The sequence below is a fragment of the Nitrospirota bacterium genome, from assembly GCA_016178585.1.
Taxonomy (GTDB): domain Bacteria; phylum Nitrospirota; class Nitrospiria; order JACQBW01; family JACQBW01; genus JACOTA01.
On the sequence record JACOTA010000073.1, the window covers coordinates 12,371 to 35,454 of the forward strand.

Below are 23,084 nucleotides of genomic sequence, written 5' to 3' on the forward strand. Positions count from 1 at the left end.
AGCACGAAAGTCATTGTTTCAAGCGGCTATTCAAAAACGTTTCCCTGCTATTTTTCCCATTCGGAAAGTTTCATGATGATTGCCCATTCCTCAGGCCTGACCGGTTGAACCGACAGGCGCATTCCCCGTTGGAGGAGTTTCATCTCTTGAAGACCGGGGATCGATCTCAGTTTTTTAAGGGTGATCATCTCTCTGCAGGCCCGGATCAATTGAATGTCGACCGTGAACCAGGACGGCTTGTTGGGGTTGAATTTCGGATCATAATGAACATCTGCGGGATCAAAAGCCGATTTGTCAGGGTATCCTTCACGTACAACAGCCGCCTCTCCGGCGATTCCAACCGGGTCAACGCTACTGTGATAAAAAAGGACTCCATCGCCAACCTTGATGTCATCCCGTAAGAAATTTCTGGCCTGATAGTTTCGCACACCATCCCAGCAGGCGGTCTGATTTTCGGAGTTTCTTAGATCTTCAACGGAGAAAACACTCGGTTCCGATTTCAAAAGCCAGTACCGCTTCGGCATCTCGACTCTCCCTGGTAAAACCTGTTTTTGAATGATAGACAAAATTGATAGCGGCGGACGGGATCGAACCGCCGACCCAGTGATTATGATTTTCTTTCAGGCCTTTTTTGCCCGTCTACATGACCTACGCTGAAATACGATTTACCTTGATTTTATTCTTCAATGTCTCTATCATCAATCACCGGGTCTACTCTCAAAAACGCTGAATTTCTCCTTTTCCCGTCTACATGGCGTCTACATGGAACGACCCAGTGAGCTTTTAACGATTTTTTCCAGAAAAATAACGATTTTTCTTAAATTAAGAAACGTAAAACATCAATTGCGTCCTTTATTCATAGGGTTATTTCTCATGTAGACGCCATGTAGACCGGAGGAAAATAATGCCGAAACTGACAAAAACAATTATAGATTCAACCGATCCCCCAGAGCAAGGTCAAATCTTCGTGAGAGACGATCTTTTCGCCGGTTTCGCCCTCCGCGTGACCTCAGGAGGGTTCAAATCCTTCGTCTGGGAGGGAAAGATCAAAGGCCAAACAAAGCGGGTTACCCTGGGGCAATATGGTGTTTTGACCCTGGATCAGGCCAGAGCCAGGGCCTTTGAGACCAAAGCCCGGATTTTAAAAGGAGAGGATCCTGCAAGAGAGAAAAAAGAAAAGCATGGGGAAATTACTTTCAAAGACCTTTCGGAAAAATATCTAGAACAACATGCGAAGATTTTTAAAAAGACCTGGGAAAAGGATAAATCCAGAATTGATAATCATCTTGAAAACTGGAAGGGGAGAAGGCTTTCAACTTTCTCACGGGACGAAATTACGAAGCTCCATCAAAGAATAGGGGCTGACAATGGTAAATACGAGGCCAATAGAATTATCGATCTAATCCGGAAGATTTTTAATTGTGCTCTCGACTGGGGAATGATGCCGGAAGGGTTAATGAATCCGGCCGTCAGGATCAAGAAATTCCCCGAAGAGAAAAGGGACCGCTTTTTAACTCCCGATGAAGTGAAGAAATTCATGGGAGCTTTAGAATTAGAGCCGGATGAATATTGGAGGGCATACTTTGCTCTATCACTTCTTACCGGAGCAAGAAGAAGTGAGCTTCTTTCCGCAAGGTGGGAAGATATTGATTTTAGTACTGCCATTTTGAGGATCCCGATGACTAAAGCCGGCCGGCCGCATCAGGTTCCCATACCAAAGGCCGCTTTAAAGATTTTGGAAGAGCTTCCAAGTTTGAAAAAATCAGAATGGCTTTTCCCAGGTCCTGGGAAAACCGGCCACTTAACCGAACCTAAATCAGCTTGGCGCAGGATTATCAAAAAGGCCGAATTACAAAAGGTCAGGATCCACGATTTAAGGCGGACACTTGGAAGCTGGTTGGCCGCGGAAGGAGCGAGCTTAATCTTGATCGGAAAGACCCTGAATCACTCCAATGTTTCAACTTCCGCAATTTACGCCAGATTAAATCAAGATCCCGTCCGGAAAGCCTTAGAGGCCAATTCTTTAAAAATGTTAGGGATCAAGCCTAAAAAAAAGGCCAAGAAGAAACGAAGTCAAAAAGTTGACCGGTAAAATCGGTTAACATCTATTAATTTCCAATCCCTCAGCCGTCTTTTTTTGTTTTAAAAGGTCGGTTCCGGTCGAAATGGCAGAAGTCGAAAGCGGAGCATATCCGATCCTGACAACAGTAGTGGGCTGAAATAACCTTTACTAAAAGTTTTGTGAATTTATTTCTAATTATGGTAAACTTTAAGATATCAAAAGGAGGTATGTTGTGGCGAACTCATCAATCAAAGAAGACCTGATCGCTCAGATTGACGGCTTACCTTTGGAACTCCAGCGTCGTCTCCTGAACTTCGCAAAATCCTTGACTCTTAAAGGGGTCGCTGGCGAGAGCCTTCTCCGGTTTGAAGGCGCCATTACCGTTGAAGATCTCCGACAGATGTCTAAGGCAATTGAAGAAGATTGTGAAAGAGTAGATGTAAGTGAGTGGTAGATATCTCCTCGATACAAATATAATCATCGCTCTCTTTTCTGAAGACCCCAAAATTCACAAGCACATTACAAATCCCTTGGAAATTTTTATCCCGGCTATTGCTATTGGGGAGTTGTATTTTGGAGCATATAAGTCTGGGAGAATGAAAGAGAATCATGCCCGTATAGATGAATTTGCCCGAAGCTCTACAGTGCTTTCATGTGATACTGAAACAGCAAAAAGATATGGGGATATAAAAAATCGCTTGAAAGAAAAGGGCCGGCCGATCCCTGAAAACGACTTGTGGATTGCAGCCATTGCCCAGCAATATGACCTTACATTGGTTTCACGGGACACTCACTTCGATAACGTGGAGGAGTTACAGGTTGAAGTATGGTAGCAAAAACTCTGTTTCCCCATTCCCACTTCCGGGATTCAGTTCCCCTCTGATGTCGTTTCACCCTTCCTGGCAAGAAGCCGCCTGACTTCCCCGTAACTTCCACGGTAACTTCCCCGGTTGTTCCAACCGAAACACGGAAGGTCACGACTGCCGCGCCGGTAATTTCCTCAAACTCTGGAGGGCTGATGCCTGCCTCACGGCACATGGCGATCACCTTGTTTGTTCCGTGCCCCCATTTTTCGATCAGGCCGGTGCGATGGACTATATTAGATAATTTCTGAGATTTTTCCAATCCTCCAGCCGCCTTTTATTTTAAAAGGTCGGCTCCGGTCGAAATGGCAAAAGCTTCGCTTTTCCATTACCACCTTCGGGATTGTGTTTCCCTCTGCTGTCGCTTCACCCTTCCTTTGGAAAGGGAAACACTGCACCCTGTTCGGATTGATTAGATCCGCCTTCGGGCGCTCATAAAGCCCTTTGGGCTTAAAGAGCGCTGGGACCGAAGGCGGGGTTTTCCGCAAATAGAATTCCCTTTTTAACATCACAAAGATAGAAGCGGGGTTTTTCTCTCACCCAACGCAATGGTTTTGCCGGTTTGGTACCACATTCTGTAATACAGAAGAGCGGATTTGAGGGTGATTGAATTGTTTTCTCAAATATTTTTTGTAACACATTTTGTGTTACCGGTACGAATTTTTTAAAGTCCTTATCAACAGCCGGACAAATAAAAAAATGAAATATTTCCTGTAATCGTGGATGAGCTCAAATTTAAATTGCATGTACCTTTCAATCGGCAATTCTTAGGCCATCCCAGTTTGACGGTTTAGAATCTGTAAAATACCCTTAACATTTGAAAGCGCTAATTAATTTTCTCTCGGCACTAAAAGGAAGAAGGTCAATAAAGGTTAAGGAGACAATTGACAAGAAATGACTTGGTGGTAAATTTATATTCAACGAGAGACTTGGTGATAAAGAAAAGTTAATACGAAAACAAGGTTTTTGGGATTAAATGTTTTTAGGGTAATAAAAATATATTAATTGGCAGGCTAATTTAAAAAATAACTTCTGGAAATTAGTAAACCCATATGGGCGCAGGCTGACATTATGCGATACAAGGTAAAGGGCTTGGAAATTTGTTCGGAGAATGCGGCTAAGTCTATGGCACAGGCTTCAGCCGCTCTTACCAATTGGATTCTCACAAGACCTCCCGTTCGTCGCGCGCTGGACTACGGATGTGGCAAACTTCGATATGCACCGTACCTTGCGCGCCAGTGCTCCCAATTGGGACTGGTTGATTCAAATGTACAACTTGATCGCTCTCAGGTCATCGCTGGCCGCCGCACCACAGTCAAACGGTATGCCCAGAGACACTGGCCCTCTTGCAGAATTTACGCGATAGAGGAATTTTGGCATGGGATTGAGGAAAAGTACGATTTCGTACTTTGTTCAAACGTATTGTCTGCGATCCCTTCATACCACCTTCGGAACCGATCGCTTAAAGCCATCATGTCCTGCTTACGTCAGAAAGGAGAATGTCTTTTTGTGAATCAGTACACGAACTCGGAGTTTCACAAAGCGCGAAACCGTCCCGAAGCAATAGATCACCTCGATGGCTGGATTCTCGCGTCTCAAAAGAGTGCCAGCTACTATGGGATTTTGGACCGTGCGAAGACCATACGGATCCTTCGTGCAATCGGTTTCCGAATTCTTGAGGCATGGATAGACGGACAGTCTGCTTTCGTTTTGGTTGGATGTGGTTGAATAATGAAGCTCATCGGCCAGTCCGAAAGTTATTCTGAAATTCTTGAAAGAGTCTTCGTTACCACTCTCGCGGTTGGTTTTTTTTGCACCATTTTGCTGGCTAATGCTGATTCCACCTTTCACGACCTCCTGGAAACCATTTCAACCAAGGTAGATTTTGGTCCTCTAAAGGATATTAAGGTGCTGTATGTTGTGGTCCCCCTTGTTCTTGCCGGTATATCCCGCCTTATCCTTCTACACGATAAGATTTCAAATATTCTTGGGCTTCGTAAAAGATTTGATACGAATCATATCCTTTTCCCCATGGCGGATCAAAGTGGGTACACACTAACGGACGCCTTCAAACAACGGTTGACCGCAAATCGTAAAGAAGCGATGAGTGATATTTTCTATCGATATGCCAGCTTTATCAATCCTGTCATCGACCGTCAACTCGTCCGCACTGCGGCCGACAATTGGGGCTGGCTCTGGTCAGCAGTCGAAGCCAGCTTCGTTTGCCTTGTGACACTAAGTATTCTTACGCTACTGGAAATATGGAGTTACGCTATGATGCTCGGAGGATCCATTTGTATACTAATAGGTTTTATCTTCTTCCAGTGGTTCCAGTGTCGGAAGGGTGCTGTGCGCCAGGTGAGAGTAATCATGGAAGATTCTGACCGCAAGCAAGCTATTCACAGCTATTTTACTAAATTTGCCGCTTCTGTTACTCTAGACAAACCTGAATCCCCCGGACCGCTGTCCAAAAGGTGATCTTCCCCCGAAAAAAATGAAGGAGTCCCCACAAAATAGCATTCTTCCCTCTTTTCTTTTTGCCCTTGTTCCCAATATGTTTTCTGACCTTAACAAAATAGACATCATTAATTTGAAGTAATAACTTTACTTAATGGGGGTCGAATCTTTATTCTTTAAAAATAAATTATTTCTCAGAGCACAGAGGCGGTAGTTATGCCGCCGCAAAAGCGGAAATATTTTTGTGACCACCACAAATAACCCTACTTCTTGATATTTTGTAAATGCTCGGGAGAAGAAGATTAGATGAGTGAGACTGTAATAAAACAAGCGGACGGTTCTTATGTCGACGACACAGGTAAAGTTATTTATTTCTCAACTGAGCGTTTCATCAACGAAATAGCCTTAGGGCAAAACTGCTTTATCTGCGGAGCCCATCCGGGCTCAAAAGCTTTCAATGATGAACATATTCTTTCTGACTGGATACTCAGGAAGTACAGCCTTGTAAATCGCAAAATAACACTTCCAAATGGCACTCAATTTAAATACGGATCGTACCGCATCCCATGTTGTAAAGAATGCAACTCAAATATGGGAGATATTTTTGAAAACAAAATTAGCCCTGCAAGTGTCGATTTAAAGTCTTTCTCTCAACTGGTGAATAGCCATGGTAGCCAATATATTTTTTGCTGGTTATCTTTAATTTTTATAAAGACTCACTTAAAGGATGCAATTCTTCCTTTAGAACAAGATCGCAGAAAAGGTACGGCCAATATCGGGGAGAGCTTTTATGCTTACGAAACTCTTCATCACATTCATTGCATATCTCGAAGTTTTTACACCGATGCCAATTGGGAAAATTGGGTGCTTGGCTCCTTATTGATCGGTCCCGCAAAAATTATGGACGGAGTAGAATCATTTGATTTTGCAGACGACTACAACGCAAAATCTGTAATGCTTCGATTGAGTGATTTCTTTATTATTGCAGTATTTGATGATGCTGGTGCGGTCTTTACAAAAATCAATGAAACTTTCATTTCAAAAATAAATGACGGTTTAACAGCTCTGCAAATACGAGAGCTATTTGCACGCTTCTGCTATCACTCTATAGCTTTAACTGAAAAGCCAAAGTTTTCATCTTCTTTTGAAGATGGGAAATACTTAATTACTGCATCACTTCCGGGCGACAAACCCGTTTTTAAGAATTTGGGGGCCGATTTTTTTGGAAAAACAATGTATCACCACTGTAAGAAGGTTCTTGATTTTCTCGACGGTTTTTCTGATTCAGAAAAAGAGAAAATTCTAAGTGGAAATGCCACTTATCTTCTCGATGAAAATGGAAACTTCAAAACCGATTCGATGATTTACAAACCCAAGATCTCATAGTACTGAAGCGAGAGCTCCGAATGAACTGATGGGACTGACATGAAAAGTAGTATAGGTGCGGATTAATTTTTTATTCCTCACGTTTTTGGTTTTCAAATCTTACGGAATCATAGATTCAAGCAACATTCGCTATTCCTCCTCGTGGCCAGCAAAGAACTCCTTGAATGCCTGATCATCTTCCAAAGCGATGATTTGATCAATTTTTTTATCACCATAAACCAGATAAAGATTATAACTGTATATTTCATGAGTGAGAGTTACATAAGACTGGTCGTTTTCCCAGATAATTGTGGAATTGGGGTTCATAAATCCGAGTCACCGCCGTTATATTCTGCAAAATGGCGTGATTTTGGCCCGTGGGTCTACATGGCGTTTACATGAAGGAAATAGAAATATCTGGCGATAAAGACGATATGATTTAACTACTTGTTTTATTTGATAAAAATTGATAGCGGCGGACGGGATCGAACCGCCGACCCAGTGATTATGATTCACTTGCTCTACCGACTGAGCTACGCCGCCCTTAAGGATGATGCAAAGGAGCTTGATTTTAAACGTTCCAGTTTGGTTTTGTCAATGCCTTAAATGCCCTTGCCCGCCCCCGGTTTTTTAAAATAGCCGTTTTTTCAGGCCAGGGGAGGGAGTTTCCGTTTTTTCATCTTGATCTGTAAAATTTACACCGATTTTACACCCATAAGATTATTTTGAAATAAAGCGAGCGTAAATTCCTTTCATGATGATTTAGCTTTACGGTAGGAAAATAAAATAAGGAGAAGAATCGATGGAAGTTGAAAAAGATCTTCTTAAAATCAGATTGGATTTACTCAATCTGGCGAAAGAGATCAAGAATGTTTCAGAAGCGTGCCGCATCATGGGAATTTCGCGCCAGCATTATTATAGTCTCTTTAAGGCCTATCAGGAAAAAGGTTTGAGGGACTAAAAGAGAAGAATCGTCGAAAGCCTAATTTAAAAAACCGTGTCGCTCCAAGAATTGAAGAACGAGTGATTTCAAGTTTTTTTGATTTTACACCGAATTTACAGCTTATTGACGCATTCAATAAAAAGAATAGGTATTATTGGAGGCAGACTATAAAATATAAAAAAATAAAAGGAGAACAAAGACGTGAAAGCAGCCATTTATGAAAAGAGTGAGAAGTCGAATATGAACCCTGCCGGCCGGGCGGAACACCTGAGTAATCTCGGGAGGATTTATTTTTCAATGGAAATCTATGATAAAGCGGAGTCTTTTTATCTGGAAGCCCTTGAATTGCTTAGAGAGTCTCTGGAGAAGAATCATCCGAACATCGGAGTGACTTTAAATAACCTTGGTGGTTTATATTATCTTCAAGGACACTCTGACCGGGCCGCGGCTCTTTATGAACAGGCCATTGCAATTTATGAAAAAACCCTTGAACTTGACCATCCCTACCTGGCGATTTTGCTTAACAACCTTGCCGAAGTGTATAAGGTTCGGGGTCGGTACAGGGAAGCGCAGGTTCTTTACAATAGGGCCCTGACTATTCTGGAGAAAATTGCCGGGGAGGAGAACCCATATATCGAAATGACACTACCCGCCCGGCTGAATGTGTTCCCTTCGATGATCTAAAATGAGAGCTAATTTACACGGATTTTACAACCCTGAGATCAGGCGTTTAATTTACAAGTCTATATTACCGGGAATTAAAATTTATTCACTCAAAATCTCTGTTACTTTGTGGCAGATTGTTTATCATTAACAAATTATTATTCAGGAGGTTAAATGAAAGGTTCATTCTTTAAATATTTTTTTGTTTTTGTGATGGTCTATGTATCCCAATTTATGATGGCTCCTCAGGTAAAAGCGATTGAGCTCGATAAGGGGTTAAGCATTGAAGGAACCGGTTTTGTTGATTTCACCGCGGTTTCGGGAGATTCCTATAAGAGCGGAACCTATGGTAGTAAGATAATTACTCCTACACAGGCAGATGGTAAAGTTGGCACAGACAATGGTTTCCATTTTACCCGTGCTTACATTACAGCAAAACAAAAGATAAATGACGATTTGATGGTACGGTTTACCTATGACGAAAAAGACGGTTACACTGGAAGGGCGTTTGTAAAATATGTTTACGGTGATTACAGCTATATGCCGGGACAAAAAGTGAGATTTGGTCTCGGACATACCCCCTGGATCGATTTTGAAGAAGGATTGTATCCTTATCGCTTTTTAGGACAAGTCTTCAGCGACTTTCAAGGAGCTCAGTCTTCGTCCGATACTGGAGTGAGCCTGATCGGATCTTTCATGGATAAAATGCTCGATTATCATATTGGCGTATACGAAGGTGAAGGTTATTCAAGCACCACGCCAGATGGGCAGGGTTTTGCCTATGCAGGGAGAGTCTCTTTCAATATGGAAGGATTGACAGTCGCTGTTTTTGATTGGATGGAGACCAAGAGAAATGGAACCGCTGACTATAATCCTAGCCGGTTGATCGGTATGGTGACTTACGGAACGCCGATGTTTAGAGTCGCAGGCCAATATTTAGCCGCGGATGACAACAAAACGACCGCAAACGCCAACCCTAAATTCAACAAAGGAAACGGATATAGCGTCTGGGCCTATACCCGGATTCCTGGAATGGATGTTCTTCGGGTGATGGCAAGATATGACTCCATGAAACCGGATACTGATGTGGATTTAAATTCAAATACTCTGGCAAGAATTGCGGTCAGTTATGATTTAAGCAAATCGGTCGTCATTGCTCTGGATGAAACGATTAAAACTACAAAAGTCGACAATACCGGTGGCAGCACGACCGATAATTTATTGGGGATCAAAGCTCAAGTGGCGTTTTAACCTGAGTTAATCATTCAGATAGTAAACAAAAAAAGAAAGGTTGATATGAACTTCAAATTAACATTAACATCATTATTAATAGGGTTAGGTCTGGTTATAGGAGGAGTCACCTCCTCCCATGCCGCAGACGCATTACTCATCAACGGGGCGGGAGCGACTTTTCCCTATCCCATTTATTCCAAATGGTTTGATGAATTCGGGAAAAAACATCCTGAGCTTCATTTTAACTATCAATCGGTCGGGAGCGGCGCCGGAATCCGACAGGTTGGTGAAATGACGGTTGATTTTGGAGCCACCGACGGGCCGATGACCGATGACCAGCTCAAGGCGAGCAAACAAAAGCTCCTTCATTTTCCTACCGTGTTGGGAGCCGACGTTCCGACTTACAATATTCCTGAAGTGAGCGCCGAATTAAACTTTACCGGAGAGGTTCTGGCCAATATTTTCCTTGGCAAGGTGACCAAGTGGAACGATTCTGCAATTGCCGGGGCAAACCCGGGAGTGAATCTTCCTGATAAAGAGATCATGGTGATCCATCGTTCAGACGGTTCCGGAACTACCTATATCTGGACCGATTTTTTGTCCAAAGTCAGCCCGGAATGGGATCAAAAAGTGGGTAAAGGGACCTCGGTGAACTGGCCGGTGGGTTTGGGAGGCAAAGGAAACGAAGGGGTCAGTGGATTGATCAAACAGACTCCCTATTCAATCGGTTATGTGGAACTGATTTATGCCGTTCAGAACCATCTCAGTTATGGCAAGATCCAGAATAAGGAAGGTCATTTTATTAAAGCCACTTTAGAGACAGTGAGTGAAGCGGCGGCAGGGGCCTTAAAGACCATGCCGGAAGATTTTCGGGTTTCCATTACGAATCCTCCGGGAAAGGGGGTTTATCCCGCTTCAAGCTTTACTTGGCTTTTAATCCCCGAAGAGATTAAAGACCTGAAAAAAAGGAAAGCCATTGTCGAATTTTTAAAATGGATGATCCATGACGGGCAGGCCTATACCAAAGATCTTGCTTACGCACCTCTTCCGAAGGAAGTGGTCCAGAAGGAAGAGCGCGCTATTTCGAAGATCAAATAGTCATTTTTCCGGGACAAACTGGAGTGAGTTCGCCGGCCGGATTTTTGGCCGGCATTTTTTTACTCGGGGAGAGTGGTATGGCGGATAATTTTCCCTTCGATCAGATAAACCACCAGTTCGGCAATATTGGTCGCGTGGTCTGCCACCCGTTCGAGGTATTTTGAGATGAAAGTAACCCGTACCGCCTGACTGATGGAGTGATGCTCCTCCAGCATCAGGGCTAAAAGCTCATGAAAAATCTGGTGGTTCAACTGGTCGACCTTGTCATCGTTTTTGCAGACTTTCCGCGCCAGATCGCCGTTCCGGTTGACAAACGCATCAAGCGACTCCTTGACCATTTGCTGGGTATATTTAGCCATCTGCCGAAGGTCGGCATAAGCTTTGACGGACTTTAATTCCACCTCTTCATTGAGTTCAATCGTCCGCTCTGAAATATTTTCAGCAAGATCGCTCATTCTTTCCAGCTCGGTAGACGTTTTCATGGCGGTGGTGAGGAACCGCAAGTCCCTTGCCATCGGCTGATGAAGGGCGATGAGCCGTAAACAATCTTCGTCAATTTCCACGTCAAAAGCGTTGACCAGATGATCATTAGAGATGACCTTTCTGGCCAGATCGGAATTCCGTTCGGTCAAAGCCTTAATGGCATTGGTAATCTGTTCTTCAACCATGGCCCCCATACGAAGAATCTTTTCTTTGAGTTCGTTTAACTCAAGATCAAAGTGCCTTTCCATTATCCAAATCTCCCTGTAATGTAATCTTCCGTCCGGTGGTCTTTCGGGTTGGTAAAGATCTGCCGGGTATCCCCATACTCAATCATTTCTCCGAGAAGGAAAAAAGCGGTATAGTCGGCGATCCGCGCGGCCTGCTGCATGTTATGGGTGACAATAACCACACTGTAAGATTTTTTCAAGTCTAACAACAGCTCTTCAATCCGGGCTGTGGCAATGGGATCGAGCGCGGAGGTCGGCTCGTCAAGCAAAAGGACTTCGGGTTCAACTGCCAGTGCGCGCGCGATGCAAAGGCGCTGTTGTTGTCCGCCTGAAAGACTGAGGGCTGAGTGTTGGAGTACCTCTTTTACTTCATCCCATAAAACGGCCTTTTTTAAAGATTGTTCAACCCGTTCATCAAGAAGCGGTTTGTTTCTCAGGCCGTTAAGTCTCATACCGGAAGCGACATTTTCATAGATCGACATGGTGGGGAAGGGGTTGGCTTTTTGAAAAACCATTCCTACCCGGCGCCGGACCAGAACAGGGTCCATCTGCGGGGTGTAAATATCCTGGCCATCCAAACGGACGGTCCCGGATACTTTTGCGGCCGGGATGACCTCATGCAACCGGTTTAAACAGCGGATAAAAGTCGACTTTCCGCATCCGGACGGACCGATCACCGCGGTGATCTGCCGGGCCATCGTGATCATCTGAATATTCTTGAGGACATGGGTCTCCCCAAACCATGCATGAAGGTTTTCTATTTCAAATACCGGTTTTGTGATGGGCATGGTCATTTCTTGAATTGCCATTGAAGGAGCAAGCGTGACACGAAATTAATTCCAAGGATCAACAGGAGAAGCACCAGGGCCGCTGTCCATGCAAGTTGATGCCATTCCTCATAAGGTGAAATGGCATAAGTATAAATCATTACCGGGAGAGAGGCAACCGGTTCAAGGATAGTTTGATTCCAGTACATGTTTCCAAAAGCGGTAAACAACAGAGGAGCCGTTTCGCCGGCAACACGGGCCAGACCCAATAAAACTCCTGTCATAATCCCCCTGCCGGCTGTCGGGACGACCACGAAACAGATCATTTTCCATTCCGGCACCCCGAGGGCAAGGGCGGCTTCGCGGATCGACGCGGGGACCAGTTTTAAGACTTCTTCCGTATTTCTGATCGTAATGGGGATCAGAATAAATGCGAGCGCCACTCCGCCGGATAAGGCCGAAAAATGGCCCATCGGGAGAACAATCAGGATATAGGCAAAGATACCGACCACGATCGAAGGAAGGGCGTTAAGGAGGTCGGAGGCATACCGGACCATGAACCCGATCAGGTTTTTCTGCCCATATTCCGAAAGGTAAAGGCCGCCGATTAAACCGAGGGGAATGCCAATCAGGCCGGTCAGGCCAAGAAGTTTAAGGGTTCCGACAACGGCGTGGGCCATCCCCCCCCCGGATTCTCCCACCGGTTTGGGGAGTTGGGTAAAGAAGTTGAGATGCAAACCAGGCAGGCCATGGACCACGATATAACTTAAAATAAAACATAGAACCGAAAGGATTAAAAGGGTGCATAGACCGGTCAGAAAGAGCATAAAGGTGTTGACGATTTTTCGTCTTAACGCCAGGGGGATCATCAGGTTCGTCCTTCGACTTTTGAGGTAACCCTGTAAACCAGGATACGGGCAAGTGCGTGGATCAGGATAGTCACCCCAAATAGAATTAAGCCGATTTCGATTAAAGACTGGATATACAAATCTGAAGTCGCTTCGGAAAATTCGTTGGCGATAATGGCGGTCATGGAATAGGAGGGCTCAAACAGAGAAAGTTTGATGTCGGGCCGGTTTCCAATCACCATGGTGACGGCCATTGTTTCTCCTAATGCGCGGGCGAGGGCAAGAAAAACAGAACCGAAAATTCCGGAGCGGGCATAGGGAATGACCGCAATCCGGATCATCTCCCACCGGGTTGCACCCAGGGATAAAATAGCTTCCCGCTGAGTGTTTGGAACAGAGAGGAGAATCTCACGGGATACCGATATAATAAAAGGAAGGATCATGATAGCCAGTAAAATCCCCGCGGTCAGCATCCCCACCCCGTAAGGGGTTCCCTGAAAAAAAGGGAGAAATCCTAACATCTGTTTGAGAAAAGGTTCTCCGCTGTTTCGCATCAGGGGAACCAGAACAAATATTCCGATCAATCCATAAATGACGCTTGGAATAGCGGCTAAAAGTTCGACCAGAAGGCTAATCGGGTTTGCCACCCACGGTGAAACCAATTCTGAGAGAAAAATCGCCATTCCAAGACCGACCGGGACCGCGATCAGGAGAGCCAGGAAAGAGGTGACCAGGGTTCCGTATAAAAAGGGGAGCGCTCCAAAGACCTCTCCCACCGGATCCCAGGTGGTTTTCCAGAGGAAAGACCATCCAAATTTTTCAATCGGGAGCCTCGAATGAAGAAAAAGCTCCCATGCGAGCAGAAGGGTAAGCCCCACAATAGACAGAGCCACCAGTAACACCCCCTTACGGAAGAGCCAGTCCATCTGCCTATTTTTAATCGGAAAAAGCCTTGATTTATTTGGGGTTTCTGTTTTCAAATTTTTGACTGGAAAAAGGTCATAAATAATGAATAATAACCCTGATGGGTCAATTCGAGATCAATTTCAGATCACATCCGTGTAAACTTTTTTATGAATTGACATCAGGGGAGGAGAAAACGGGAAAAACCGCTGTAAAAGTCGTTCCTCTATTGATCTGGCTTTCAACTTTTATGAAACCTCCGTGGGCTTCCATAATATGTTTAACAATGGAGAGTCCCAGGCCAGTGCCCCCCATTTCCCTCGACCGGGCTCTATCAACTCTGTAAAAACGCTCGAAAATTCGATCAAGATCGGCAGGGGGAATCCCTATGCCGGTGTCCTTCACAAAAAGTTCAATTTGCCCTTCCTGTTTCAGGTATCCGGCCACAATTTTTCCTGAAGCCGGGGTATATTTAATGGCATTATCAATCAGGTTGGTTAAAAGACGGGAAAGTTTTTCAGAGTCGGCCTCCAGGGAAACCTCTTCGCCGGCCTCGACTTCAATTGTCTGATTTTTCTTCGCGGCGAGCGGAGAGAGCGCCTGAACGGTTTTGAGTAAAAAGGGTTTTAAAGGAATCGTGGAAAGTTGGAGTTTTTCTTTCCCCGATTCTATTTTGGCCAGTTGAAGAAGATCAGAGACGATATTTTCCATTCCCTGGGTATGTTTCAGGAGAATGGCCAGAAATTTTTGGCCTTCATCCGGAACCCCCGGTTCCATATCCTGCAGGGCCTCAAGATACCCTTTAATCGAGGTAAGAGGCGTTCTCAGTTCGTGAGACACATTGGCCACAAAATCTTTCCGGATTCTTTCCAGCCGTTTGATATCGGTGATTTCGTGAAAAACCAGGACAATGTAAATCTCCCCTTCATAATTTTCTACGGAGGCGACAGACGCCTGTACCTGGAAAAAAGTCTCCTTCTGGCCTGTAAAACTGATTTCAAAAGAGAGGTTTTGCCGGGTTGAAAGAATTTCCCGGACAAATTCATTTAATTCCCGGTGTCTCAGGAGCTCATAATAATAGATTCCCTCCGGCAGGAAACGAGCGAGTGAAAACATCCGCCTTAATGCGGGGTTGACCAGGAGAACTTTTCCTTTGCCGTTTAATATAATGATCCCTTCGATCATTCCATTTAGAATGGCCGATAGTTTTGCCCGGTCTTCTGAAATCTCCTTCCACCCCGGAGCCAGTTTTCCGACCATTTCATTAAAACCTCTCCCCAATTCCTCAAAATCGTCTGAATCCTGGAGATGGACCCTGAAACTAAAGTCCCCCTTTCCGACTCTGAGGAGTCCCTGTCTCAGGACGTTAAGGGAAGCCGTTAGATGTCTGGAAAAAAAGAACCCGATAGGGATTGAAATCGCAACGGCTGAGAAAAAAATCAGGAGGAGAAGCTGATCATTTTCCAAATGCGAAAACGGGGCTCCAAAAAATCTTCCGCCGAGAAGGATGACAAACAGAATGGAAAGAGAGATGAGGAGAAATGATCCGGTCAGCCATTTTCTGAAAATACCGTTTTGAAATTTTTTTAAAGGTCCGGGTTCATTCGTCATCTTTTATTTTGTAGCCGAGGGACTTTACGGTGACAATCGCCTCAGAGAGGAGAGGGATTTTTTCGCGGATTCTTCCGATATGAACATCGACGGTTCGGGTGGTTCCAAAATAATCGTATCCCCAGACCTGGTTTAAAAGGGAATCTCTGGTTTGAACCCGCCCCCTGTTCTTCAGGAGAATTTCAAGAAGACCGAATTCTTTTGAGGTTAAAGAAACCTCCTCATGATTGACCCGCACTTCATGACGGAGCGGATCAAGGGTCAGGGAACCGTATTTGAGTGCGGCAGCCGGTTCGGAGGGGTTGGTCCGGCGAAGAAGGGCCTTGACCCGTGCCACCATTTCTCTCGGTGAAAAGGGTTTGGTCAGATAATCATCGGCTCCGAACTCCAGGCCGAGGATTTTATCAACCTCTTCCCCTTTGGCAGTTAACATGAGGACCGGGAGCGTTCTGGTTTCAGGTCTTTCTCTGATCTTTTTACAGATTTCAAGGCCGTCCATTCCCGGAAGCATGAGATCGAGGATCAAGAGATTGGGCTTCAGCCTTAAAACCTCCGAAAGCCCTCTGGCCCCGTCTGAAATGTGGATGACCCTGAATCCTTCTTTTTCAAGGTAAAGCTTGATTAAATGGGCGATATCGGGTTCATCTTCAATGGTGAGAATGTGCTGGGGCATAGCGGTCTTATTATCCTTCAAATGCTATTGCCTGTAAAGAAGTAAATCCATGGTCTTCTCTGATATTTGTTTTCATCCCGGGGTGAATATATTATAATTTGTTTCAATGATTATCGGCGTTCCGAAGGAAATAAAAATTCATGAATACCGTGTCGCCATTACGCCTTACGGAGTTCGAAAACTCGCGGAAAGCGGTCATGCCGTCTTCATTGAAAAAGGAGCGGGTGAGGGGAGCGGATTTTCCGACGAGGAATTTTCAGCCGCTGGTGCGAAACTCGCTTCAAAAAAAGACCTTTTTGGCCAGGCGGAACTGATCTTAAAGGTTAAAGAACCCCTTCCGGACGAGGTTTCCTTTTTTCGAAAAGGCCAACTTCTTTTTACCTACCTTCATCTGGCCAGTTCCCCCGCTTTAGCACACGCTCTGATCGAAAGTCACATCACCGGAATAGCCTATGAAACCATTCAGTTATCCGATGGAACTCTCCCGCTCTTAATACCGATGAGCGAGATTGCGGGGAGACTCTCAATTCAGGTGGGAGCTTTTTATTTGCAAAAGGTCTACGGCGGTAAAGGGATTTTGTTATCAGGGCTGGCGGGGGTGGCGAGAGGAGAGGTGGTTATCCTTGGAGCAGGAACCGTGGGTTCCAATGCGGCCAGAATGGCGGTCGGTTTAGGGGCTAACGTCACTGTGCTGGACCAGCAAACAGATCCTTTAAGGAGACTGGATCAGGAATTTAAGGAATCGATCCATACCCTTTTTTCTTATCCTGAAATCGTGAAAGAGCAGGTCATTAAAGCGGATCTCCTCATCGGGGCGGCCCTGATCCCCGGAGCCAGGGCTCCCTTTTTAGTCTCAAAAGCGTTGATTGGAAAAATGAAGAAAGGGTCAGTGGTTGTGGACGTTTCCGTTGATCAGGGAGGATGCTTTGAAACCACTCGGCCCACGACGCACAAAGACCCTGTGTATGAGGTTGGAGGGGTCATTCATTACGCGGTGACCAATATGCCTGGAGCCGTTCCACGAACCTCAACCCTTGCCTTAACCCAGGCGACGCTGCCCTATCTTTTGAGCCTGGCCGGAAAGGGATTGAAAAAAGCAATTCAGGAAGATAAGGCGTTATTCAAAGGCGTTAATTTCAGCGGGGGAAAGGTGACTCATCCGGCTGTTGCCGAGGCGCTAAGCTGTCCCTATGACCCTCTCATTCCATAACTTTAATGAGGCGTAAAAACATTTGTTATTTGGCTACACTTCCGGTTTAAAACCGAATCAACTTCGAAAACTTTCTCAGCTGTATCGAAGAAAAAGCCTTCCGGCACAAATCGTTTCACCGGAGCTCGCCCGCTCAATTACAGAGCTTTCTCATGAAATTGGACGTCAGATTGGTCTTTTAATCCAGCGTCAGGGAATTATAGAGGCGATTATCGTCGGTGACGAAAAGGAAATTGTCATTCCAGACTTAAGCGCTTATCGACTGGGAGGAAAACGGCTTCGGGGTCTTCGATGCGTCCATACGCATTTGAAACATGAGTCCTTGACGCAGGACGACCTCACCGACCTGGCGCTTCTCCGGCTCGATCTCATGGTTTCGATCGAAGTTCTGGAAAATGGGTTGCCGGGATCAGCCAGTATTGGGCATCTCGTCCCGCCCGACGGAGAAGGAAAAGTCTATGAAATCCTTCCCCCTGTTTCATTTCATCAGATCGATTTTCTATGCGATGATTTTGTGGCGGAGCTTGAGAAAAAATTAAGCCAGTCGGGAGCGGCATTTGATGTTCACGATAAGAGGGAGCGGGCCCTTTTAGTCAGCGTTTCGACAGGGTCGAGGTTTGAACAGGAGGATTCTCTGGAAGAGCTCAAAGAATTGGCCCGATCCGACAATGTGGTCGTTCTTGATGCCGTTATCCAGAGACCCAAGAAAATTCATCCGAAATATTTGATGGGATCCGGAAAAATAAAAGAGGTAGTGATCAGGGCTCTTCAGGCCGGAGCGACGCTCCTCATCATCGATCAAAATTTATCACCGGGGCAGGCTAAATCGATCGGTGAAATTTCGGAGATGAAGGTGATCGATCGAAATCAGCTGATTCTGGATATTTTTGCCCAGCGAGCGAACAGCCGGGAAGGGAAAGTTCAGGTTGAACTGGCGCAACTTAAATACCTTCTTCCCAAACTTTCCGAACGGAGCACCGATCTTTCCCGCTTAACGGGGGGAATAGGAGGAAGAGGACCGGGAGAGACACGCCTGGAAATCGACCGGAGAAGGGTTCGGGAAAAAATAGGGAGAATGGAAACGGAGCTTCGCTCTCTTTCGTTAGGCCGTGAGCAGAGGAGGAATAAAAGAAGAGGAACCCCGATTCCGATTATTTCGATTGTCGGGTATACCAATGTCGGGAAATCGACCCTGCTCAATGTCTTGACCAAAAGTGAAGTGAGGTCAGAAGATCTTCTGTTTGCCACCCTTGATACTACAAGCCGAAGGCTCCGTTTTCCGCGGGAGAAGGAGGCGATCATTACCGACACGGTAGGGTTTATTCGAGAACTGCCAAAGGATCTGTTTAATGCGTTTGCCGCTACGCTGGATGAATTGCAGGATTCTGACCTGTTGCTTCATATTGCGGATATTTCAAATCCCCGTTTAGAACAGCAAATCAATGCCGTAAACGACATTCTTGCTCAGCTTCATCTTGAGGATAAGCCGAAACTTCTGGTGTTAAATAAAATAGACAAGGTGGACCCTGAAACAGCCAAAAATTTGGCCTCCCGGTTGAACGCGATTCCTATTTCTGCCCTCCAACCTGCCAGTTTAATTAACCTTATCAAAATCTTAGAAGAAAAAGTCTTTAAAATATAATCCATTTCTTCTTCATGAAAACTCCGTATTTTTGGAGTACGTCGCGTAACTTTTTTGAATAAAAAGGGTTTAAAAATTATGTGGACCGGAAAGGCTTCCTTAAGAACGACCAAAAAAAGGGAAATAGACCCGGATGCCCTCTTGATGCTTCAGTATAAAGAGGGGAATGAAAAGTCGTTTGAAATTTTATTTAATAAATATTTTAAATATGTTTTAAACCTTTCCCGCCGGTTTTTCGACCAGGAAGCCCAGGCGGAAGAAATGGCGCAGGAAGTTTTCACCCAGATTTACCTCTCGAGGGAAAGTTATGAAACCACGGCGAAATTTAAAACCTGGTTATATCGAATTACTTTCAATAAGTGTTTAAATGAAAAGAGAAAAGGGGTTTATCAATTTCCTTCTGATTCGATCGATTCGGCGTTAGAGGATGACGAAGGAAACAGGTTCAACCGCGAATTAAAGGATCATTCCCAAATGACCCCTCTTGAAAGTTTGGAAAAAACTGAATTGGAAAAAATTTTTAAAAAAGCCCTTGATTGTTTAACCGAACAACAACGACTCTGTTTTGTTTTAAGCCGATATGGGGATCTCTCGTATGCTGAAATTGCCGAAACAACGCAAACAACTGAAAATGCAGTTAAATCACTTATCCATAGGGCGAATGTTTCCTTAAAGGATTACTTACAAGAGTATTTTAATGAATAAATGAGGAGAATGAATTCATGAAGTGCCAGGAGATTCAAGAACGTTTAACTTCGTACCTGGATCTTGAACTGCCCCTTGAAGAAAGGCAGGCGGTTAAAGACCATGTTGGGGTTTGTTCTTTTTGCGCGGAAGAATTAAATGAATTGAAAAAAGTGGGACAATGGGTTCAACTTACCCAGATTGAACCCGATTTTTATTTTCAAAAGCAGGTTTTGAAGGCGGTTCGTTCGAAAAACCGGGTAGAAAAGGCCCGTTTTTGGAGCAATTTTAGGCAGCCTTTCATTTACCATCCTGTTTTTAAAAGAGCGGCAATGGCTTTTGTTTTTCTTTTAGCCGTTTCAGGGGCCTATTATTTGGGGTATCAATCCCGCCCTCTTTCTATAGCGAATAGTTACGATATTTCACAAAACGACCTTGAAAAGATTAATCAGGAAATCGACTTTTATAAGGATTATGAAATAATTCACCAATTAGAGCTCCTAAAAAAAATGAACTCACAAAAAGAAGAGGAACAGAAATTATGAGAAAGATTCTGACTGTTATGCTGACTCTCCTGTTGTTTAATTTCTCGCCTGCGGTGAAACTCAGTTTAGCCGGGGTTTCGGGGTGGCGTGTCGCTCAGATTGAACGTCTTTCGCCAGAAGAAAGAGAACGGGTGAAGAAAAACTATGAAGAATTTAAAAAACTTTCTCCCGAGGAGAAAATGCGGTTAAAGGAAAAATATTTGCAGTTTAAACAGGCCTCTCCTGAAGAAAGGGAACGGCTAAGAGAAAACTACAGGCGTTTTGAAAACATGAAACCTGAAGAGCATCGGGATATGGAAAGAAATTTGGGCATAGGCGATAAAAAATGATCCGAAAAAAGAAAATGATGCGGTTTGTCCTCCTTTTGTCTGCGCTGGGGATGACCCATTGCGGCCAAATTGACGTTGTGGCGGCTAATCGTTTTGGTACGGCGCCGATGGGCTCCGGGGCTATTGAAGGGCTTTATACTTCCCTGGCGGTCGATCAGTCAGGTCAGGCCCATATTAGTTTTTACGACAGCACCAACGGCGCTTTAAAATATACCTGGTTTGATTCAAGTCGCCGGGTTTGGAATGACGAATTTGTCGATTTGGGAGGCGTTGCCGGGGTCGGGATCGATAATTCCCTCGCTCTCGATCCGGTGACAGGGTCTCCCCGGATCAGCTATTATGATCAAACCAACCACCGCCTGTTATTCGCCTCATGGACCGGAACACAATGGTTTCTGGAAGTGGTTGACCCAGGATTTGGACATGATGTGGGGCAGTTTTCTTCTTTGGTTTTTGACGCCTCGGGACGTCCGGCGGTTGCCTATTATGACGCGACGCAAGGGAGTTTAAAGCTTGCGGAATCGGCGGCTACGGGTCCCCCCTTTAATTTTTCCTCCGGAACAATCGATTCTGGAAACGTCGGTCAATATTGTTCCCTGGCGCTGGATCCAATAACCCAGGAATACCGGATTGCCTATTATGACGCGGGACACCAGGATAACAAAGTTGCCGCCTGGGACAACACGACGTCTAATTTCTATACCTTCTTTGTCGATCCTGCGATTGGAACCGGGATTTTTAATTCCGTGGCGGTAGATCGCGCGACGGGGAAAATACATTTGGCCTACTATGATATGGCCCTCCATGTGTTAAAGTATGCGAAAAGCTCGTTTCCTCCGTTTACCACCCCTCCGGTATGGACCATCGAAGTAGCCGATCCGGGAAACGGCCATGACGTCGGACAATTTGCCGCTTTAACCCTGGACGCCGGGGGAAATCCCTACATTGCCTACTATGATGCCACGCTTTTCACCCTTAAATTGGGTCAGCGTTCTAATCTGGGGTGGAGTCTTTCCTGGCCGATTTACTTTGGCTCTTCGTCGCCCGATGCCGGTTTATATCCATCGATTAAAGTGAATCCCGTCAACGGAGCGGTTTATATTAGTTTCTATGATCAAACCGCGGGCCAATTGGGTTTTTTCCCGCAACTTTAAATCATGGGAAGGAGTGGTCGAATTGAAAATTTTTTTTAAAATCTTGTTCTTGTGGTTTCTTCTGGTTCCTTTTTCGAAATCGGGGTTTGCCCACGATTTAATGGATCTGGAAGAAGAAAATCATGGGCGTTACGAGGGGAATGACCGGGATGAAATCCTGGCCCGGGAAATGAATTTGGACCAAACTTCCCCTGAAAGCCTGGGGTACAAGGATTTTGAATCTTACGGCCGTTGGATTTTAAACGATGACTATGGAAAAGTCTGGTTGCCGAACGTCGATGAACATTGGGTTCCCTTCCGATATGGACACTGGATCTGGAACCCTTTTTACGGCTGGGTTTGGGCCTCCACTGAAGTGTGGGGCTGGAGGCCGTTTCATTATGGAAGATGGGTATGGCTGGATCTTGAAGGATGGGCGTGGATGCCAGGTCCGCCGGTGGAGGTCTGGACCCCCGGGGTAGTCCGCTGGATTTGGCAGTCTAATCAGGTCGGATGGGCTCCTTTGGCTCCGGGAGAAGCCTACATTCCCCTTGATGAACGACAAAGAGTTTACACCCTCCCTTTTAACGCGAGGAGAGTTCCCCGATCGGTGACCTTTATTAGAAGAGACCGGTTTTTCCGGAACATAGATTCTAAAACGTTTATCCCTGTACGTCCGCCCCCCATCCGCCGGGTTCGGCCTGATCACGAACAGAGACGGTTTTTCCCTAACCCGCAGAACGTTCCCGTTCGACCTGTACCCCCTCCGGCACACGGGAGGATTATTCAGCCCCCGACGATACCCCAGGAGGGGACGAATAACAATCCGGCCCCTGGCCGGAGGCGTTTGATTCGTTAAACAGGCTTCTTTTAACCCTGTCGTTTTGCGTCCAGGCTCAGCGGACCGGCCCCTGAGGCCGCAATATAAAGAAGACCTCCCATCATGGAGATATTTTTAAGAAAATGAATCATCTGATTCGGGTCGGAAAAGTTGGTATGAAAAATAAGCGTGGCTGGAATCATAAAGAGAAAAAGAGCCCCCGCAGCCCATTTTGTTTGATATCCTATAATAATAGCAAGCCCTCCTAAAACTTCAATGAGGATAGCCAGAACGAGGAGAAACTCAGTGGCCGGCATTCCCTTTGACGCCATGAATTGGGCCGTTCCGGAAAAATTTTGCATTTTGGATACGCCTGACATTAAAAAGATGGCTCCTCAGCAGAATTTGTGGGTTGTTTCCGGTTCTGGCAGATTACCAAGTGTATGATATAAGGCGATTTGTAGGTTTTCTACCGACCGAAAACCGTATGCTTTTCTCATGGTCAGTTTCGCCTTGAGGTTAAAT

General features: G+C 45.3%; 28 protein-coding genes and 1 tRNA gene. 17 read left to right on the forward strand and 12 right to left on the reverse strand.

Going from position 1 to position 23,084, the window contains the following annotated elements; all coding sequences use genetic code 11:
* Positions 1-47: 47 nt before the first annotated feature.
* Entirely contained in the window at positions 48-524 is a 477-nt protein-coding gene (locus tag HYR79_11495; GenBank protein ID MBI1822322.1) for an EVE domain-containing protein, read from the reverse strand.
* Between the two features lie 380 nt (positions 525-904).
* Between HYR79_11495 and HYR79_11500 the strand changes: the two genes are divergently transcribed.
* The 3 genes from HYR79_11500 to HYR79_11510 all read left to right on the forward strand — a co-directional run bounded on the left by HYR79_11500 (position 905) and on the right by HYR79_11510 (position 2,895).
* Positions 905-2,092, forward strand: a complete 1,188-nt coding sequence (locus HYR79_11500; GenBank protein MBI1822323.1) for a tyrosine-type recombinase/integrase — start codon at positions 905-907, stop codon at positions 2,090-2,092.
* A 202-nt stretch (positions 2,093-2,294) separates the two neighbouring features.
* Entirely contained in the window at positions 2,295-2,516 is a 222-nt protein-coding gene (locus HYR79_11505; protein MBI1822324.1) for a hypothetical protein, read from the forward strand.
* On the forward strand, positions 2,506-2,895 hold the full coding sequence (locus tag HYR79_11510) for a type II toxin-antitoxin system VapC family toxin (protein MBI1822325.1): 390 nt from the start codon (positions 2,506-2,508) through the stop codon (positions 2,893-2,895). The genes HYR79_11505 and HYR79_11510 overlap by 11 nt, the downstream gene beginning before the upstream one ends.
* Here HYR79_11510 and HYR79_11515 read toward each other — a convergent pair.
* Complete coding sequence (locus tag HYR79_11515) at positions 2,831-3,187, reverse strand: hypothetical protein (GenBank protein ID MBI1822326.1); 357 nt, start codon at positions 3,185-3,187, stop codon at positions 2,831-2,833. The two genes, HYR79_11510 and HYR79_11515, sit on opposite strands and share 65 nt — an antisense overlap.
* 863 nt (positions 3,188-4,050) lie before the next feature.
* Here HYR79_11515 and HYR79_11520 point away from each other — a divergent pair.
* The 3 genes from HYR79_11520 to HYR79_11530 all read left to right on the forward strand — a co-directional run bounded on the left by HYR79_11520 (position 4,051) and on the right by HYR79_11530 (position 6,768).
* On the forward strand, positions 4,051-4,653 hold the full coding sequence (locus tag HYR79_11520; protein ID MBI1822327.1) for a methyltransferase domain-containing protein: 603 nt from the start codon (positions 4,051-4,053) through the stop codon (positions 4,651-4,653).
* Between the two features lie 3 nt (positions 4,654-4,656).
* A complete protein-coding gene (locus tag HYR79_11525) occupies positions 4,657-5,403 on the forward strand; it encodes a hypothetical protein (protein ID MBI1822328.1) in 747 nt (248 codons plus the stop codon).
* 285 nt (positions 5,404-5,688) lie between these two features.
* Positions 5,689-6,768, forward strand: coding sequence for a hypothetical protein (locus tag HYR79_11530; GenBank protein ID MBI1822329.1), 1,080 nt, complete (start codon positions 5,689-5,691; stop codon positions 6,766-6,768).
* Positions 6,769-6,897: 129 nt separating this feature from the next.
* Here the strand turns inward: HYR79_11530 and HYR79_11535 are convergent, their stop codons facing one another.
* Positions 6,898-7,074, reverse strand: a complete 177-nt coding sequence (locus tag HYR79_11535; GenBank protein ID MBI1822330.1) for a hypothetical protein — start codon at positions 7,072-7,074, stop codon at positions 6,898-6,900.
* A 143-nt stretch (positions 7,075-7,217) separates the two neighbouring features.
* Positions 7,218-7,290, reverse strand: a tRNA-Met gene (locus HYR79_11540).
* A gap of 259 nt (positions 7,291-7,549) precedes the next feature.
* On the opposite strand from HYR79_11540, the gene HYR79_11545 reads away from it, so the two are divergent.
* The 4 genes from HYR79_11545 to pstS all read left to right on the forward strand — a co-directional run bounded on the left by HYR79_11545 (position 7,550) and on the right by pstS (position 10,684).
* A complete protein-coding gene (locus tag HYR79_11545; GenBank protein MBI1822331.1) occupies positions 7,550-7,708 on the forward strand; it encodes a helix-turn-helix domain-containing protein in 159 nt (52 codons plus the stop codon).
* A 183-nt stretch (positions 7,709-7,891) separates the two neighbouring features.
* Complete coding sequence (locus tag HYR79_11550; protein ID MBI1822332.1) at positions 7,892-8,374, forward strand: tetratricopeptide repeat protein; 483 nt, start codon at positions 7,892-7,894, stop codon at positions 8,372-8,374.
* 153 nt (positions 8,375-8,527) lie between these two features.
* Positions 8,528-9,604 carry a hypothetical protein gene (locus tag HYR79_11555; protein ID MBI1822333.1) on the forward strand — a complete coding sequence of 359 codons (1,077 nt, stop codon included), beginning with the start codon at positions 8,528-8,530 and terminating at the stop codon, positions 9,602-9,604.
* Between the two features lie 45 nt (positions 9,605-9,649).
* Positions 9,650-10,684, forward strand: a complete 1,035-nt coding sequence (pstS, locus tag HYR79_11560) for a phosphate ABC transporter substrate-binding protein PstS (GenBank protein ID MBI1822334.1) — start codon at positions 9,650-9,652, stop codon at positions 10,682-10,684.
* A 59-nt stretch (positions 10,685-10,743) separates the two neighbouring features.
* Here the strand turns inward: pstS and phoU are convergent, their stop codons facing one another.
* The 6 genes from phoU to HYR79_11590 form a co-directional block, all read right to left on the reverse strand.
* Positions 10,744-11,415, reverse strand: a complete 672-nt coding sequence (gene phoU, locus HYR79_11565; GenBank protein ID MBI1822335.1) for a phosphate signaling complex protein PhoU — start codon at positions 11,413-11,415, stop codon at positions 10,744-10,746.
* Positions 11,415-12,182: a phosphate ABC transporter ATP-binding protein gene (pstB, locus tag HYR79_11570; GenBank protein ID MBI1822336.1), complete on the reverse strand. Its 768-nt coding sequence runs from the start codon at positions 12,180-12,182 to the stop codon at positions 11,415-11,417. Before pstB ends, phoU begins: the two co-directional genes overlap by 1 nt.
* A 2-nt stretch (positions 12,183-12,184) precedes the next feature.
* A complete protein-coding gene (gene pstA, locus HYR79_11575) occupies positions 12,185-12,988 on the reverse strand; it encodes a phosphate ABC transporter permease PstA (GenBank protein MBI1822337.1) in 804 nt (267 codons plus the stop codon).
* Between the two features lie 41 nt (positions 12,989-13,029).
* Positions 13,030-13,935 carry a phosphate ABC transporter permease subunit PstC gene (pstC, locus tag HYR79_11580; GenBank protein ID MBI1822338.1) on the reverse strand — a complete coding sequence of 302 codons (906 nt, stop codon included), beginning with the start codon at positions 13,933-13,935 and terminating at the stop codon, positions 13,030-13,032.
* Positions 13,936-14,080: 145 nt separating this feature from the next.
* Positions 14,081-15,523, reverse strand: coding sequence for a PAS domain-containing protein (locus tag HYR79_11585; protein MBI1822339.1), 1,443 nt, complete (start codon positions 15,521-15,523; stop codon positions 14,081-14,083).
* The gene (locus HYR79_11590) at positions 15,513-16,196 is read right to left on the reverse strand and encodes a response regulator transcription factor (protein MBI1822340.1); all 684 of its coding nucleotides are present in this window, start codon (positions 16,194-16,196) and stop codon (positions 15,513-15,515) included. Before HYR79_11590 ends, HYR79_11585 begins: the two co-directional genes overlap by 11 nt.
* 106 nt (positions 16,197-16,302) lie before the next feature.
* Here HYR79_11590 and ald point away from each other — a divergent pair, with 106 nt between their 5' ends.
* The 7 genes from ald (at position 16,303) to HYR79_11625 (ending at position 22,598) form a co-directional block, all read left to right on the forward strand.
* Positions 16,303-17,406 (forward strand): alanine dehydrogenase, encoded by a 1,104-nt coding sequence (gene ald, locus HYR79_11595; GenBank protein ID MBI1822341.1) that lies wholly within the window; start codon positions 16,303-16,305, stop codon positions 17,404-17,406.
* A 22-nt stretch (positions 17,407-17,428) separates the two neighbouring features.
* Entirely contained in the window at positions 17,429-19,048 is a 1,620-nt protein-coding gene (hflX, locus tag HYR79_11600; GenBank protein ID MBI1822342.1) for a GTPase HflX, read from the forward strand.
* Between the two features lie 78 nt (positions 19,049-19,126).
* Complete coding sequence (locus HYR79_11605; GenBank protein MBI1822343.1) at positions 19,127-19,753, forward strand: RNA polymerase sigma factor; 627 nt, start codon at positions 19,127-19,129, stop codon at positions 19,751-19,753.
* Positions 19,754-19,770: 17 nt separating this feature from the next.
* A complete protein-coding gene (locus tag HYR79_11610; protein ID MBI1822344.1) occupies positions 19,771-20,277 on the forward strand; it encodes a zf-HC2 domain-containing protein in 507 nt (168 codons plus the stop codon).
* Positions 20,274-20,606 (forward strand): DUF3106 domain-containing protein, encoded by a 333-nt coding sequence (locus tag HYR79_11615; GenBank protein MBI1822345.1) that lies wholly within the window; start codon positions 20,274-20,276, stop codon positions 20,604-20,606. Before HYR79_11610 ends, HYR79_11615 begins: the two co-directional genes overlap by 4 nt.
* Positions 20,603-21,760 (forward strand): hypothetical protein, encoded by a 1,158-nt coding sequence (locus tag HYR79_11620; GenBank protein ID MBI1822346.1) that lies wholly within the window; start codon positions 20,603-20,605, stop codon positions 21,758-21,760. The genes HYR79_11615 and HYR79_11620 overlap by 4 nt, the downstream gene beginning before the upstream one ends.
* A gap of 22 nt (positions 21,761-21,782) precedes the next feature.
* Positions 21,783-22,598, forward strand: a complete 816-nt coding sequence (locus tag HYR79_11625) for a hypothetical protein (GenBank protein ID MBI1822347.1) — start codon at positions 21,783-21,785, stop codon at positions 22,596-22,598.
* An 11-nt stretch (positions 22,599-22,609) separates the two neighbouring features.
* On the opposite strand, the gene HYR79_11630 is transcribed toward HYR79_11625, so the two are convergent.
* Positions 22,610-22,939, reverse strand: coding sequence for a DoxX family protein (locus HYR79_11630; protein MBI1822348.1), 330 nt, complete (start codon positions 22,937-22,939; stop codon positions 22,610-22,612).
* Positions 22,940-22,954: 15 nt separating this feature from the next.
* Positions 22,955-23,084, reverse strand: a 130-nt coding sequence (locus HYR79_11635) for an ISL3 family transposase (GenBank protein MBI1822349.1), incomplete at its 5' end; no start/stop codon positions are given.